Raw genomic sequence first — 13,141 nt, 5'->3', positions numbered from 1 at the left:
GTTAGCAAATAGTTGAAGAAGTTTGAATATGCTTAGCCAATGTGAGTTATTTCGATTATGTAGTAAATAACCTACATTAGTTTCACCCCTTGTGTTATAGTTTTGTATCCCACGTAAACTTAAATATGATTATCGAAACGAAAAAACACATAGCACGTATAGACATCTTGCGTGGCATAGCGATTATCTGTGTATTTGTTTACCATTCTCAACTATATCTATTTCCTGGTTTTGAAACTGCTGAGCCCACCAGTGCTAAAATTATCTTGTTGAATTTGGTTCCCATGGCTTCGGGTTGGACTGGCGTACAACTATTTTTGATCATTAGCGGGTTTCTTATCCATTTAGGATTTCTGTCCCGAAAACAACCCCTAAATATCGTCACATTCTATAGTAAAAGATTCTGGAGGATTTATCCGCCTTATCTGTTAGCACTGATTGTTTTCTGTGTCACTGGCGCCGGCATATACTATTACCTGAATGACTATTACGGTATCAGACATTTGCTTACACATCTTTTATTAGTACATAATTTATCCGACACGTATATTTTTTCGATTAACCCGTCTTTTTGGAGCCTTGCACTTGAAATGCAGCTTTATCTGATCTATCCGATGTTTCTATTCATGAGAAAAAAATTAGGCGTGGAAAAGACAGTACTTATTATTTTCTTATTAGTCCCGATAAATTCATTCCTAAGTCGCATTGTCTATCCCGACTTTAAGTATATTGCCTTAATTTCTGTTGTCGGCTATTGGTGGTTTAACTGGTGTGCCGGTGCATTATTGGCGGAATGTTATTTGAATAACAAACGATTGTTTGGACGATACAACCTGCTTATTGCCTTAATGGGCTTCATGGCGATAGGCCTATCACGATATTTTATTTCCGCGGAATTAGCCGGTCAAGTCGCAGTATTTGCCTGGGTGGCATTTTTCGAATGGATGTTATACGCCCGAATTAATATCGACAACCGTCTTTATAAAATAATTGCGATCGTTGGCGTTGTCAGCTACAGTATTTATCTTATACATCAGCCGTTTTTACCGGTGATGTTATCCTGGTTTGATGTACTGGGGCATCATTTCTTTTGGGCACCCCTCAAAACCATTCTTATATTTATCTTTGTGTTTATTGTAGCTTACTTTACCTATAAATATATTGAGCAGCCCTCTATCAAGCTTGGTTACCGTTTGAGAAAGACGAAGCAATAAAGCTTTCAGGTTATATATCTAAACGACGAAAGAGCCGCTTTTGAAGCTGCTCTTTCTTTCGCGGAGAGTGAGGGATTCGAACCCCCGGTCCTGTTACAGACAACGGTTTTCAAGACCGCCGCATTCGACCACTCTGCCAACTCTCCGGCGCAAAAGTACAAACTCTGCGATATATTGCAAATTCAATTATACCTTTTTTTTCATTCCCAGCCGCCAAAATCGCCAACTGCGTGAAGGACACGGTAATAAATTAAAATACCAACACATGGAAAGCAGCTTTTACAATAAAAAAACCTTCCGGTCGCTGATGACCGGAAGGTTTCTCTTTGTACCCCAATCAGGATTCGAACCTGAGACCGACGGTTTAGAAAACCGTTGCTCTATCCAGCTGAGCTATTGGGGCCCCTGCAAAATCGATGCAAAAATAGCTAAACTTGCCTGAATTGCAAAAACAATCCATCCATTTTATGGTTACCTATTGAAAAACATCATGAGAAGTTTTCTATTTATTCTGGCTTTGATCCTGCTTGTAATTTGGGGCATCGGTATCTTTTGGTATGCGCTGAAGGGTCTATTTAATATCCTGATTATCCTAGCCGCTATCGCGTTCATTATGGCAATCTTTAGTAAGCCAAGAAACGCCTAGCTCAAGCCTGTGCCGTAGGCCCCCCGAAATTCATTGGAAACGGTGGATCATCCTGCGCGTTGATGTTACCGTTTGCCGCCTCGAATTTTGCGATATTATCATTCAATGCGCCCAGAAGCCGCTTTGCGTGCTCTGGCGTCAATATGATCCTTGATTTTACTTTAGCCTTCGGGATGCCGGGCATCACACGGATAAAATCGAGCACAAATTCCGTATTGGAATGGGTGATGATCGCCAGATTGGAGTAGACCCCTTCGGCAACATCTTCCGCCAGCTCTATGTTCAGCTGGTTTTCATTTTTTTCTGCCATCGTGTTTCTATATTTAACAAGAGAATATATGATTATTGCGCAAACGTTCTGAAATCCTGTCCTGATTTAATCGCTAACAAAGCCTCATAAATTAAACGGATCACGTTATCTACATCTTCTTTATGAATCATCTCAACAGTGGTATGCATGTAACGCAGCGGCAGCGAGATCAGCACCGACGGAACTCCCTCATTCGAATAGGCAAATGCATCGGTATCTGTGCCGGTCCACCGTGACGAAGCTTGCCGCTGGAAGGGGATTTCTTTTTTTATGGCCGTATCGACCAATAGTTTATTGAAATTGATCTGTACGGACGGAGCATAGGAAACAACAGGACCTTTGCCGCAGGCCAAATCACCTTGCGTGACCTTGTTAATCATTGGTGTCTGTGTATCGTGTGTGACATCCGTGATAATGGCTAGATCGGGTTTTATCCGGTGTGCAATCATCTCTGCGCCCCGCAAACCGATTTCTTCCTGTACAGAATTGACAATGTACAGACCGAAAGGTAACTTCTTTTTGTTCTCTTTAAGCAAACGGGCCACCTCGGCAATCATAAAACCACCTGCGCGGTTATCAAGCGCGCGTCCAACATAATAACGGTCGTTCAGCACCATAAACTGATCCTCATAGGTAACCACACATCCTACATGTATACCCAATGCCTCCACTTCCTCTTTGCTGGTACAGCCGCAATCCAGAAAGATGTTTTTCAACGTTGGGCTCTCTTCCTTTTCTCCCGAACGTGTGTGGATTGCCGGCCATCCGAAAACCGCTTTGACAATTCCTTTTTCCGTGTGAATATCTACCCGCTTGGAAGGTGCGATCTGATGGTCGGATCCCCCGTTTCGGATCACATAGATTAGTCCGTCTTTGGTAACGTAATTCACAAACCACGATATTTCGTCGGCATGTGCCTCGATGACCACTTTGTATTCCGCCTTTGGGTTGATCACTGCTACAGCGGTTCCATAGGCGTCTGTAAACGTTTCGTCCACATAAGACTTCAGATAATCCAACCACATACGTTGGCCCTGCCATTCAAAGCCCGTAGGCGAAGGGTTATTGATGTATTGCTCAAAAAAGCGAAGGGATTTGGAAGTTACTACAGAAATATGTTGCTTTTCTTCTTTTTTTGCTTTAGCCATGTTAAATTTGAATAAAAGGAAATGAACAAATCAGCTGTGGGCAAATTTAGGAAATAAATGAAGAAAGTACTGTTTAAGTTACTTGTCAAACTCAACAACCGGCTGCTGCCCAAATATTCGGGCAAAGACCCCGCCACACTGACCAAAAGCCAACAGGCTATTTTGGGCTTCCGGTATTGGGCACTCATTCATTCGCTGTAGGCGGCCCAAGATCAACCGGATTTGACCGTTTCTTTTTTGCTTTTAAATTCAAAAACTCAACCAAAACCGAAAACGCCATCGCAAAATAGATATATCCTTTAGGAATGTGTTGTTCAAACGCCTCCGCAGTAAGCGATACCCCGATGAGTATCAAGAATGCCAGCGCCAGCATTTTTACAGTAGGGTGCTGATTTACAAAGCGACTGATAGATTCTGCAGATAACATCATGATTGCCACGGCAATAATAACGGCCGCAATCATGACTTCGATGTGATCTACCATACCCACCGCTGTAATAACCGAGTCCAAAGAAAACACGATGTCTAAAATAATAATCTGAAAAATGACATTACCAAAAGTAATGGCCCTGCCCTTCACCTCGTGGCGATGTTCTTCCCCTTCCAGCTTTGTGTGAATTTCGGAAGTTGCTTTATAAATTAAAAATAACCCGCCTAGTAATAGAATCAAATCCCTTCCGGAGAGATTAAGGTAGTGGTTGATAGGTTCATGTTGAATGCCCAGCCACTCGCCTAGCTTTAGAAAGGGTTTCGTCAACGACATAATCCATTTTACGGAAAACAACAATCCGACCCGCATAATCAGGGCAAGGAACAATCCAAGTTGCCTGGCCTTCTTTTGCTGTTCATGTGGAAGTTTGCCACTTAAAATAGAGATAAAAACAATGTTGTCGATTCCCAGTACAATTTCCAGCACCGTCAATGTGAGCAGTGAAATCCAGATTTCAGGATTTAAGAGCCATTCCATAATTTATAAATTCGATCGCCAAAGGTAATGATTAGTCGCTAATTTCACTTCAATACTTCTCTGGCGATGACCAGCTTTTGGATTTCGGAAGTTCCCTCCCCAATGGTGCATAATTTGGCATCGCGGTAGTATTTTTCTACCGGAAAATCCTTGGTATATCCATAGCCCCCGAAAATTTGAACAGCTTCCGTAGCACACCGTACCGCGATTTCCGACGCATAATATTTAGCCATTGCCGAGTTTTTGGTTACCTCTTCTCCCTTGTTTTTTAACGCACAGGCCTGTCTGATCAGCAGTTCCGCCGCCTCAACTTCCGTAGCCATATCTGCCAGCTTAAACGATATTCCTTGGAAATTAGCAATAGGCTGCCCAAATTGATGTCGTTCCTTCGCGTAGTTTACAGCAGCTTCCAGCGCACCTTTCGCGATACCCAATGCCAGCGCCGCGATCGATATCCGGCCACCATCCAGTACCTTCATGGCCTGCTTGAAACCTTCTCCTTCGGCACCGAGTAAATTTTCCCGAGGCACCCGGCAATTGTCGAAAATAAGTTCGGTGGTTTCGGAAGCGCGCATACCTAGTTTGTTTTCCTTTTTCCCATGCGCGAATCCAGGGGTGCCTTTTTCAATGACAAAGGCCGAAACACCGTGAGAGCGACCTTTCTCGCCTGTCCGTGCCATTACTACCGCTACATCGCCGCTCATCCCGTGCGTTATCCAGTTCTTTGTGCCATTCACTACATATGCATCGCCATCCAAGACAGCGGTAGTAGCCATACGCAACGCATCTGAACCCGTGTTCGCCTCAGTAAGCGCCCAGGCGCCGATCCATTCGGCAGCAGCCAGTTTCGGAAGCCATTGCTTTTTTTGCGCTTCGTTGCCGGACGTCAGGATATGCCCCGCGCACAACGAGTTATGCGCCGCCAGCGACAAACCGATGCCGCCACATACTTTGGCTACTTCCACAATAATGTCTACATATTCGTTGTAGCCTAAACCTGCACCACCATATTCCTCTGGCACCAATACGCCCATGATTCCCAGTTGCCCCATAGCTTTAAAGGTATCAAGCGGAAAAATCTGTTTCTCATCCCACTCCATTACATGCGGACGGATATCCCTTTCCGCAAACTCGTGCACCATTTGACGTATCATATCTCGGTTTTCATCCCCTCTCGCTGCTGATTCTGTATGCATAATTTATTGGTATTTATACAATAATAAGGAATGCCTTCAGAAAAGCAAACCAAAGAAAATACCGTATAATATGGAATAAAATGGTTTTTGGTATGATTTCGGATTTTATAAAAAATACATGCGTAAAATCGTCATAAAGTCTACTTTTGAAGACAAATTTGATAATACTTGAAAAAACAAATTATGAGGCATACAAAAGTATTGGGACTATTGTCCATCCTATTTTTAATGTATAATGGCATACGAGCAGATCAACCAATATGGAAAATGACCGCTCCGCATAAAATACAAGAAATAGAGTTAAAGTTCAACCTAAAGCCGGGCGACAAATATCTTTTTTCATCTATTGTCAAACAGGACATCATACAAGAAATGATGGGACAGAAGGTGGTCACGAAACAGGACATGTCTTCAGATTATATTTACGACGTTCAAACCGTAGAAGATGGCATAACCGCCATCAACGTCACACTCAGCGCCATCAAGATGGATACCGATGTAGCGGGCGGAATGCAACAGCTACACTTTGACTCCAACAATCCCGATGCCAGCACAGGTGAATTGAAAGTGCTATCTAATCTGGTTGGTAAATCTTTTCGTATGCACATCAATAAAGAAGGAAAGGTAGAAAGCATCGAAGGGCTAGCGGAAATTATTGGATCGGTTGATGATCAGCATGCTGAAATATTGAAGCAAAGTTTTGGAGATTCGTCCATGATCCAGAGTATGAATCAAATCACTAATATTTACCCAAATAAAACGGTAGGTAAAGGCGATAACTGGACGAAAAGCTCTTCCGGCTCCATCGCCGGCATGTTGCATTCGACTGCAACCTCGGAGTTCTCTCTTTCCGACATAACGGGCAATTCGGCCTTCCTAGCCGTTGATGGACAAATGGTCTTTTCCAAACTAGAAGACGGTAACAACCCGCTACTTCAGGGAGCCGAATTCGATTTAAACGGCACCCAAAAGGGCATGTTAGAAGTGGACGTTAAGTCTGGGCTACCCGTGCGGACCGCTTTGAAGCAAGACATCAGCGGAACCCTCGAAATACAGGGAATGCAAATACCGATGCGCATCACTTCGGACATTACCATCACTGGTAAAAAGTTGTAACAACACTTTTCTCTTTAGTAAGCGATCAAAGAGACAATCTGCTGGCTGTAATCAGCCAGCTTTTTTTTACCTTCAAGGAAATCCAAGCTAACGACAAATGCATATCCAGCAATGCTTCCTCCCAATTTCTGAATCAGTTCACTGGCCGCGATGACCGTACCGCCCGTAGCCAACAAGTCGTCATGTATAAGCACTCGCGCGCCACGCTTGAAAGCGTCTTCATGGATTTCAATGATTGCCTCTCCATACTCCAATGTATACGCTTGAGCCACGGTATGATAAGGCAGCTTCCCTTGCTTACGAATAGGTACAAAAGGCTTTCCAAGCTCCTGTGCTAACCACAATCCGAATAAAAAGCCTCGACTTTCAATTCCAGCCACCACATCGATCGTATCTGGCTGTAGGCGATCCATAAACGCTTCTAAAATGCGTTGGCAAAGGTGGATATTTTTTAAAATGGGCGTAATATCCTTAAACACAATACCCGGTTTCGGAAAATCAGGTACATCTCGTATCACATCCTTAAGCTGCTGGTCAATCATCGGATATCATTAAATAAGGTACAATCTTACGAAAAATCCCTTCATCCATAATCGCAATTTGCAATAAATCGGAGAGCGACTGATAGGGACCGTGTTGTTTGCGATATTGCACCATGGCATTCGCCAATTTAGGACTGATGAACGGATGGTCCCTTAAACGCTCGTAGTCTGCCAAGTTTATTTCGATTTTTTCAACATGGTTACTGTCTATAAAGACGTGCTCCTTCAATCCCTTAAACCGTGTCGTATCCATACCGTAGACGTCCATCAGCTGGGATATATGGTGAAATCCCCCCAAGCGGTCACGGAATCGTATGATACGTGACGCGTACACCGGACCTATACCAGGCAACAGCTGCAATTCGATCGAATCAGTTGCATTGAGTTCAATAGACAATTGCGGCGATAGGCGTAGTTCACTTTCGAACAATGTATCTACGTTTCGTGCCGAATCAGCTGATCGGATACGGATATAAGGTTCCAACCGCATGTAGTCTTTGTCGCTTAAGGAATAGATTTTCTTTAGATCTTCTTTCTTCCGAAACCGCCCGCCTTTAGCCTCGTAATTCTTAATTACCCGTACCTGTCCTTCGGAAAGTCCCAGCCGCTTCCAATCGGCAACGGATAGGCCGTTGGGATCAAACGCAAAATATTCGACATCTATCCTCTGCTTTTTTCGGTGGGTTGACGCCGGATCGGCTTCGGCAACGGATTGCCTCGGTTCGCCTACGGTAGCCACAAAGTGTTCTATTTCTCTGACATGTTTGGCCATCTCAATTGGGTCACCGTCATCAGCAGGTAGCAACTTTAGGGTTAACCAAAAGAAGAATAACAATACACCCAATACACAGATGCCACTTAATTCTCGGCGACTAAATGCGAAGTATCTTTCAAACCATTTAAACACGATTATCTTTGGGTTTTGGTACCCAAAGGTAACAACTATTTTTTAAAAAAAACCGACAGCCGCTGAACGCCTGTCGGTTTGTATACTCCATCAATATAAATAAAGCTTATCCAAGGCGCTCATCTACCATTGAAAGAAGCTCCTTATGATTACTAGCGTTAGTACGTGTTTTCGTTTTGTGTTTGTTAATTTGTCTCCGCAGCGATTCAATCGCAATATCCGTGGCTTCCTCAAAAGATTTCGCCTGTGCCTTGGCAAACAGCTGGCTGCCAGGTATGTTCAGTTTAAATTCTGTAATCTTATTCGCTTCGTCCTCCACATTTTCCAGTTTCAAGTAGCATTCGCCATCGATGATCTGGTCAAAAAACTGGTCAAGTTTGTTCACTTTTTTTTGGATGAATTGGATTAATTTTCTGTCCGCATCAAACCGAATCGATTGCACGATGATATTCATAGATTCCTCCTTTTTTTAAGCCTTTGGATGGGCCTGTTTATAAACCGATTTAAGTCGTTCGACCGAGTTATGTGTATATACCTGCGTCGCCGCAAGCCCCGCATGCCCCAACAGCTCTTTGATCGCGTTCAAATCAGCCCCGTTATCAAGCAGAGCCGTCGCAAACGTGTGCCTCAGTACATGGGGACTTTTCTTTTGCTGCGAGGAAATTGCACCAAGATAATGTTTTACAATGTCATAGATCAATTTGGGATAAGCCTGTTTCCCTTCTTTAGTAACGATTAAACCCGTTGAATTGTTATCAAAATGTTGCGTTTTTTTTTCGTTAATGTAAAGTTGAAGCTGTTTCATCAGTGTTTCGTTCAACGGCACCAATCTTTCTTTGTTCCGTTTACCAAAGATAAGGATATTCCGATTGTAGAAATCGATGTGATTCACATGGATTTGTAATAATTCCGACAATCGGATACCGGTTCCAAACAACAGCTCCATGACTGTCTTATCGCGGATTCCCTCAAACGAATCTGGAAATACACCCTCCATATCCAGCAGCAATGACAACTTGTCTTTATCCACTATCACTGGAAGTTTTTTCGGGGTTTTCAGGGCTTTGATTAAGGCAAAGGGATTCTGCGTCACGCTGCTTTCGCGCATTAAGAATCTGTAGTAGGTACGAAGGGCAGAAAGACTTCGGTTGATGCTTGTCGGACTTTGACCATCTTCGAGCAATGCTGCTAAATACGATCGCGCTTCACGGTGGGTAACCTTATCTACTTCTGAATCATACTCAGCCAGATAGCCAATGAACCGATGGATCTCATGACGGTAAGCCGTGAGCGTATGGCCGGAATAACGCTTTTCATACTGAATAAAATTTATAAAACGCTCTAAAAACATCGAAAACTACCTTTATATTCCAAATGCTGAATATACAGATAGTTTTCAGATGTTGCAAATAAATTGCTATCTCTCGATTCCTTAGATCGTATCCTGATTGAGGCTTTGTTTATAAATCGCCTTCTTGACTTGTATACGACGGGTAACAGATTTCTTCTCATAAGCTTGACGGGCACGCAATTCGCGCAACACACCGGTTTTCTCGAATTTCTTCTTGAAACGTTTCAATGCCCTGTCCAACGATTCGCCTTCTTTTACATTTACGATGATCATATCCTGTTATACCTCCTTTCGCACAAAATTTTGGACTGCAAAGGTAATGATTTTTTTCAGATCTGCAAATTCTACTTTGTCTCCACCACAAGCTATTCTTTGCCGAGGAGGCACAGTGGTCGCATCCTTATGCGGACCTTTAGGGAAGTACCACATAAAAAAGCCAAAAAATTTGGCTTAGCGTAATAAATACACTATCTTTGTAACTTCATAATTTAGGTTTATAATTGGTTAGTAAAGGTTTCCATTCTCCCCGTTTGGAAACCTTTCATTTTTCTGCCCTTCTCACTTGTCCCTTATCCATTCCACGTCCGCTATACCCGCCAACATGTTGTAGGCGACATGGAAAAGATAGTATCTCCTTCTCGACATCATTTCCGCGTTCAAAGACCCGTTGGGTAATCGTGTGCTTATACCGCTGCCAATATCGTGCAGAGACTGATTTGGGCGGTGGACATCGGATTGGGGACGTCCGCCATCCTGGCCGAGTTCGTGCGGAAGAAGTGAGTATTTGACACCTTTGCGAGTGTTAATTCCCCATATTCGACGATGGGTATACCAATTCCCAAAGGTACCCATCGGGATCGGAAAAGTACCCGATGTACCCGCCGGACGTTTCGTCCTTTGACGCGCCACCTGGTACGGCACCGCCATATCCAAGCACCTTTTCCAACGTCGTATCCACCTCTTCTTTCGTTTCCACTGCGCAACTGATTACCACTCCCGCGCCGTCATTGGGGAATTGTGCTACCCGCCTGGCTTTCATGCTGTACGTCTCGAAGGCATTTTTTTCCATGAGGAATAGTGAAAGGTTAGGAAGCTCCAGTACAATCGTCCCTTCGTCATTGGTTGCGTCGGAAAACCCGAGCGCGTTCCGATAAAATGCAAGGGTTCTTTCAAGGTTGCGGACCGGCAGGCAGACCACTGTGGTTCTTATCTTCATTGCTCTTAAATCTTTATTATTATCCAAAAAGGTTCGGGGCCGCTTGACTGCGGATACCACACGTCAACCTGTTGCCGCCCGTTTTCCTGAAACCGAATGAGCTACCGATTTTCCAGTCCGTGTTGTAATATCCGCCCATTTGCCTGGTTACCCCGGAGTCGGTAAAAAACGCGCCAGACCTTGTTTACCGACACGTTTATCTCGATGGCCTTCTCAATGACTCTGTTTTCCATATCAATTATTATCCAACGTTTCTTTGTCCAAAAACTCCGGCAACATCTCCCCATGATTTCGTTCCACCCGCCACTGAAGCTCTTCCAGGCAAAATCGGGGGGAGCAACACCATACCCTACGGACGTTCCTGTCGCTTAGCAGCGTTGCCTTTTTCACCCTTGGCATCCTCAATAAAAGAAACCGTTTAAAACGTACGGACAATTAATGGCAAGCCGTTTTGCAAAATACATCCGGTCGCCCTAAGAATCCTATTGCATGGAATATAATCCGAAGGTGTTGCCTTCAGTATCGAGGCAGATGGCACAGAACCCATATTCACCGATGGAAAATTTGGGTTTATGCACCTTTCCGCCGGCCGCTTCCACCCGGCTTTCCTCTACACTGCAGTCCATGCAGGGAAAATAGACAATGCTACTGGTAGCAGGTGGTCCACCGCTACCCCGTGCTCCCTCCATCTGGACAAGGGCGCCGCCCACCGCCATTTTTTCCGGATCGGGATCGGCCGGAAAGGCGGACATTTTGAAATCGCCAGCCCCACCTGGAACAGCCATATCGTCAAAGGTGATGCCCAATACGGCGCTATAGAACTTTTTGGCCCTTTCCATGTCATCGACATAGATTTCGAACCAGCAGATTGCATTTGGATTTTGATTCATTGTTCGACTATTTTGGTATTAGTGAATAAACTTGTGTGGCATTTGCCACTACCTTAGCAATTATCGGTTTTTGAGACCTATTCAGCGCTGGTGATTTGAGCCATAATAAAGGGGATGCTGAGACAAAAAGAACGTTCTTTATAAGTTGGTCACAGCCGATACCGCAGGGAGACGGCATGCCAGATGGCCTGCGCGAAAGCGGCGTTGCCCGCTCCCGTTTCGAAACGCCAGCCGTCACCCGGATTGACCAGCGTATGCAGCTCGTCGTCGAGCCGGATACGGAGACTATAGGCCCGTCGGTCCACCTCCTTCTGCAACAGCCGCAATTCATGGTCGCTGCCGGCGAAGGTGATCCGCAGCGGCAGACCGACGTATGCGGGTTTCTGTTCAGTTAAAATTGGCTCTTCCATGGGGTATCATCGACCATAAAGATAAGCCGGGGCAACCGATAGTTATCCACAATCTGAAAAATACCTAAAGATAGGTAGCGATCAGGGAAAACCATTCTTCCGCGCAACTGTTAGCTTTGTATGGATATGCATTCAATAACATCCCGGTCTAGATTGACAGGGACGCCCATGCGTTCAATTCCGGTACACCGAAACGGATAACCCAGTTGATCGCCTTACAGGCGGAGTGGAAACATCGTTGAACGTTTTGATTCCGGTGGATGTTAACAAACTATAAAAAACGGAATTGCCATGAAAACGGAAATTAGCAAACTCGAACGGAAATACTGGGATGCGATGAACAAGCAGGACTATGAAACAGTAAAAGACCTGACCAAATTCCCCTGCTTGGTCGCCGGCAAGCGCGGCGTCATGAGCGTGGACGAGCCGGCCTACAAAAAAATGTTTGAGCAGGGCGCCGGGAAGAAAATGCGCATAAAAAACATTGCTGACGAACAAATCGAAACGGCAGAAGACTATGCATTGATTGCATACGTGATCGAGTTGGATTATGACGGCGAAGCCATGAAATGCGCCTGTACGTCGACCTGGGTAAAAGAGGAAGGCAGCTGGCGCTGCGCCATGCACACGGAAACCGATCTGGAAAAGAGAGAATACTAGCAGGTTTAGGTTGAATGAAGAGTCGGTTATCTCAACAAAACACCGGGCTCACAGCTTCCAAAGCAGTTATCGCGTGGAATATCGGTGGATTGGCTTAATCGGAAGGTACGCTCTGAAAAGGATCATAGCACCAGTGACCGAACGCATACTTGTTAAATCAATTATCAATTTCCATGACTAATTTTGAACGTTAAAACTGCAATTCCACACTCATATGGCGTTGCATTGATCAGTGAAAGTTTTTGCCTGTGTTCAAGCAAATCAAAAATCCTCAAACTTCTGATTTCCATGAATACCCAATAATACGATTTCGATTTGGTATCGATTCGATCGTAGCCATTAAAGATACGATTTCCCCATAATTGGGGACTATCGATTGCTACCTCCGTCTAAACCCCATAATAGCGTAAGCCATACTATCGGCTTGTTGATTACTATGACCTACTGGGTTGCAACAAAAAACGAGTAAATCCATTTAATTGCTTCTTGCACATCATGGGCCAATACAACATCTTGAATGATTTGCTTCGTGTTTGAAAGCCATTTATCGGCCGGCCATTTCCGATAG

At 44.4% G+C, this 13,141-nt stretch carries 17 protein-coding genes and 2 tRNA genes; 5 read left to right on the top strand and 14 right to left on the bottom strand.

All coding sequences use genetic code 11. From position 1 onward, the window contains the following. Positions 1-125: 125 nt before the first annotated feature. Entirely contained in the window at positions 126-1,214 is a 1,089-nt protein-coding gene (locus tag BMZ56_RS03290; protein ID WP_090624158.1) for an acyltransferase family protein, read from the top strand. Positions 1,215-1,275: 61 nt separating this feature from the next. On the opposite strand, the gene BMZ56_RS03285 is transcribed toward BMZ56_RS03290, so the two are convergent. The 4 genes from BMZ56_RS03285 to BMZ56_RS03270 form a co-directional block, all read right to left on the bottom strand. Next, positions 1,276-1,360: transfer RNA gene (locus BMZ56_RS03285), tRNA-Ser, on the bottom strand. A 183-nt stretch (positions 1,361-1,543) separates the two neighbouring features. Beyond that, positions 1,544-1,617 (bottom strand) — tRNA-Arg (locus BMZ56_RS03280). Between the two features lie 244 nt (positions 1,618-1,861). Then, on the bottom strand, positions 1,862-2,170 hold the full coding sequence (locus BMZ56_RS03275) for a DUF3467 domain-containing protein (RefSeq protein ID WP_090624156.1): 309 nt from the start codon (positions 2,168-2,170) through the stop codon (positions 1,862-1,864). Between the two features lie 32 nt (positions 2,171-2,202). Beyond that, the gene (locus tag BMZ56_RS03270) at positions 2,203-3,318 is read right to left on the bottom strand and encodes a M42 family metallopeptidase (RefSeq protein WP_090624154.1); all 1,116 of its coding nucleotides are present in this window, start codon (positions 3,316-3,318) and stop codon (positions 2,203-2,205) included. A gap of 57 nt (positions 3,319-3,375) precedes the next feature. Here BMZ56_RS03270 and BMZ56_RS25550 point away from each other — a divergent pair, with 57 nt between their 5' ends. Then, the gene (locus BMZ56_RS25550) at positions 3,376-3,519 is read left to right on the top strand and encodes a hypothetical protein (RefSeq protein WP_177195013.1); all 144 of its coding nucleotides are present in this window, start codon (positions 3,376-3,378) and stop codon (positions 3,517-3,519) included. Here the strand turns inward: BMZ56_RS25550 and BMZ56_RS03265 are convergent. Then, positions 3,503-4,285, bottom strand: a complete 783-nt coding sequence (locus BMZ56_RS03265) for a TerC family protein (RefSeq protein WP_090624152.1) — start codon at positions 4,283-4,285, stop codon at positions 3,503-3,505. The genes BMZ56_RS25550 and BMZ56_RS03265 overlap by 17 nt on opposite strands. Before the next feature lie 44 nt (positions 4,286-4,329). Next, positions 4,330-5,481, bottom strand: a complete 1,152-nt coding sequence (locus tag BMZ56_RS03260; protein WP_177195012.1) for an acyl-CoA dehydrogenase family protein — start codon at positions 5,479-5,481, stop codon at positions 4,330-4,332. 183 nt (positions 5,482-5,664) lie between these two features. On the opposite strand from BMZ56_RS03260, the gene BMZ56_RS03255 reads away from it, so the two are divergent. Next, positions 5,665-6,597, top strand: coding sequence for a DUF6263 family protein (locus tag BMZ56_RS03255; RefSeq protein ID WP_143072831.1), 933 nt, complete (start codon positions 5,665-5,667; stop codon positions 6,595-6,597). A gap of 14 nt (positions 6,598-6,611) precedes the next feature. Here the strand turns inward: BMZ56_RS03255 and BMZ56_RS03250 are convergent, their stop codons facing one another. From BMZ56_RS03250 to BMZ56_RS03220, 8 genes are all read right to left on the bottom strand, one after another. Then, complete coding sequence (locus tag BMZ56_RS03250; RefSeq protein ID WP_090624147.1) at positions 6,612-7,139, bottom strand: adenine phosphoribosyltransferase; 528 nt, start codon at positions 7,137-7,139, stop codon at positions 6,612-6,614. Next, positions 7,132-7,911, bottom strand: coding sequence for a ComEA family DNA-binding protein (locus BMZ56_RS03245; RefSeq protein WP_090624145.1), 780 nt, complete (start codon positions 7,909-7,911; stop codon positions 7,132-7,134). Before BMZ56_RS03245 ends, BMZ56_RS03250 begins: the two co-directional genes overlap by 8 nt. A gap of 241 nt (positions 7,912-8,152) precedes the next feature. Further along, positions 8,153-8,500, bottom strand: coding sequence for a ribosome hibernation-promoting factor, HPF/YfiA family (hpf, locus tag BMZ56_RS03240; RefSeq protein WP_090624142.1), 348 nt, complete (start codon positions 8,498-8,500; stop codon positions 8,153-8,155). A gap of 15 nt (positions 8,501-8,515) precedes the next feature. Beyond that, positions 8,516-9,397, bottom strand: a complete 882-nt coding sequence (locus tag BMZ56_RS03235; RefSeq protein WP_090624139.1) for a tyrosine-type recombinase/integrase — start codon at positions 9,395-9,397, stop codon at positions 8,516-8,518. A gap of 81 nt (positions 9,398-9,478) precedes the next feature. Continuing rightward, the gene (rpsU, locus tag BMZ56_RS03230) at positions 9,479-9,670 is read right to left on the bottom strand and encodes a 30S ribosomal protein S21 (protein WP_090624137.1); all 192 of its coding nucleotides are present in this window, start codon (positions 9,668-9,670) and stop codon (positions 9,479-9,481) included. A gap of 529 nt (positions 9,671-10,199) precedes the next feature. After that, positions 10,200-10,613, bottom strand: a complete 414-nt coding sequence (locus tag BMZ56_RS03225; protein ID WP_090624134.1) for a VOC family protein — start codon at positions 10,611-10,613, stop codon at positions 10,200-10,202. 101 nt (positions 10,614-10,714) lie between these two features. Further along, positions 10,715-10,846 carry a hypothetical protein gene (locus BMZ56_RS25930; RefSeq protein WP_256213768.1) on the bottom strand — a complete coding sequence of 44 codons (132 nt, stop codon included), beginning with the start codon at positions 10,844-10,846 and terminating at the stop codon, positions 10,715-10,717. 249 nt (positions 10,847-11,095) lie between these two features. Then, a complete protein-coding gene (locus tag BMZ56_RS03220) occupies positions 11,096-11,503 on the bottom strand; it encodes a VOC family protein (RefSeq protein ID WP_090624128.1) in 408 nt (135 codons plus the stop codon). Between the two features lie 95 nt (positions 11,504-11,598). Between BMZ56_RS03220 and BMZ56_RS25390 the strand changes: the two genes are divergently transcribed. Both BMZ56_RS25390 and BMZ56_RS03210 read left to right on the top strand, forming a co-directional pair. After that, a complete protein-coding gene (locus BMZ56_RS25390) occupies positions 11,599-11,898 on the top strand; it encodes a hypothetical protein (protein ID WP_143072829.1) in 300 nt (99 codons plus the stop codon). Between the two features lie 306 nt (positions 11,899-12,204). Further along, positions 12,205-12,573 (top strand): nuclear transport factor 2 family protein, encoded by a 369-nt coding sequence (locus BMZ56_RS03210; RefSeq protein WP_090624122.1) that lies wholly within the window; start codon positions 12,205-12,207, stop codon positions 12,571-12,573. Positions 12,574-13,141: the final 568 nt, after the last annotated feature.

It is taken from the genome of Parapedobacter indicus (genome assembly GCF_900113765.1).
GTDB classification, from domain to species: domain Bacteria; phylum Bacteroidota; class Bacteroidia; order Sphingobacteriales; family Sphingobacteriaceae; genus Parapedobacter; species Parapedobacter indicus.
The sequence above is the reverse complement of the archived record's forward strand: the minus strand, read 5'-3'. Positions and strand labels throughout refer to the sequence as shown.

What these genes read in the sequence shown, in the direction of transcription:
- BMZ56_RS03290 (WP_090624158.1), top strand. Translation starts at nt 126, where the DNA reads ATGATTATCGAAACGAAAAAACACATAGCACGTATAGACATCTTGCGT.
- BMZ56_RS03275 (WP_090624156.1), bottom strand. Translation starts at nt 2,170, where the DNA reads ATGGCAGAAAAAAATGAAAACCAGCTGAACATAGAGCTGGCGGAAGAT.
- BMZ56_RS03270 (WP_090624154.1), bottom strand. Translation starts at nt 3,318, where the DNA reads ATGGCTAAAGCAAAAAAAGAAGAAAAGCAACATATTTCTGTAGTAACT.
- BMZ56_RS25550 (WP_177195013.1), top strand. Translation starts at nt 3,376, where the DNA reads ATGAAGAAAGTACTGTTTAAGTTACTTGTCAAACTCAACAACCGGCTG.
- BMZ56_RS03265 (WP_090624152.1), bottom strand. Translation starts at nt 4,285, where the DNA reads ATGGAATGGCTCTTAAATCCTGAAATCTGGATTTCACTGCTCACATTG.
- BMZ56_RS03260 (WP_177195012.1), bottom strand. Translation starts at nt 5,481, where the DNA reads ATGCATACAGAATCAGCAGCGAGAGGGGATGAAAACCGAGATATGATA.
- BMZ56_RS03255 (WP_143072831.1), top strand. Translation starts at nt 5,665, where the DNA reads ATGAGGCATACAAAAGTATTGGGACTATTGTCCATCCTATTTTTAATG.
- BMZ56_RS03250 (WP_090624147.1), bottom strand. Translation starts at nt 7,139, where the DNA reads ATGATTGACCAGCAGCTTAAGGATGTGATACGAGATGTACCTGATTTT.
- BMZ56_RS03245 (WP_090624145.1), bottom strand. Translation starts at nt 7,911, where the DNA reads ATGGCCAAACATGTCAGAGAAATAGAACACTTTGTGGCTACCGTAGGC.
- hpf (WP_090624142.1), bottom strand. Translation starts at nt 8,500, where the DNA reads ATGAATATCATCGTGCAATCGATTCGGTTTGATGCGGACAGAAAATTA.
- BMZ56_RS03235 (WP_090624139.1), bottom strand. Translation starts at nt 9,397, where the DNA reads ATGTTTTTAGAGCGTTTTATAAATTTTATTCAGTATGAAAAGCGTTAT.
- rpsU (WP_090624137.1), bottom strand. Translation starts at nt 9,670, where the DNA reads ATGATCATCGTAAATGTAAAAGAAGGCGAATCGTTGGACAGGGCATTG.
- BMZ56_RS03225 (WP_090624134.1), bottom strand. Translation starts at nt 10,613, where the DNA reads ATGAAGATAAGAACCACAGTGGTCTGCCTGCCGGTCCGCAACCTTGAA.
- BMZ56_RS25930 (WP_256213768.1), bottom strand. Translation starts at nt 10,846, where the DNA reads ATGGAAAACAGAGTCATTGAGAAGGCCATCGAGATAAACGTGTCGGTA.
- BMZ56_RS03220 (WP_090624128.1), bottom strand. Translation starts at nt 11,503, where the DNA reads ATGAATCAAAATCCAAATGCAATCTGCTGGTTCGAAATCTATGTCGAT.
- BMZ56_RS03210 (WP_090624122.1), top strand. Translation starts at nt 12,205, where the DNA reads ATGAAAACGGAAATTAGCAAACTCGAACGGAAATACTGGGATGCGATG.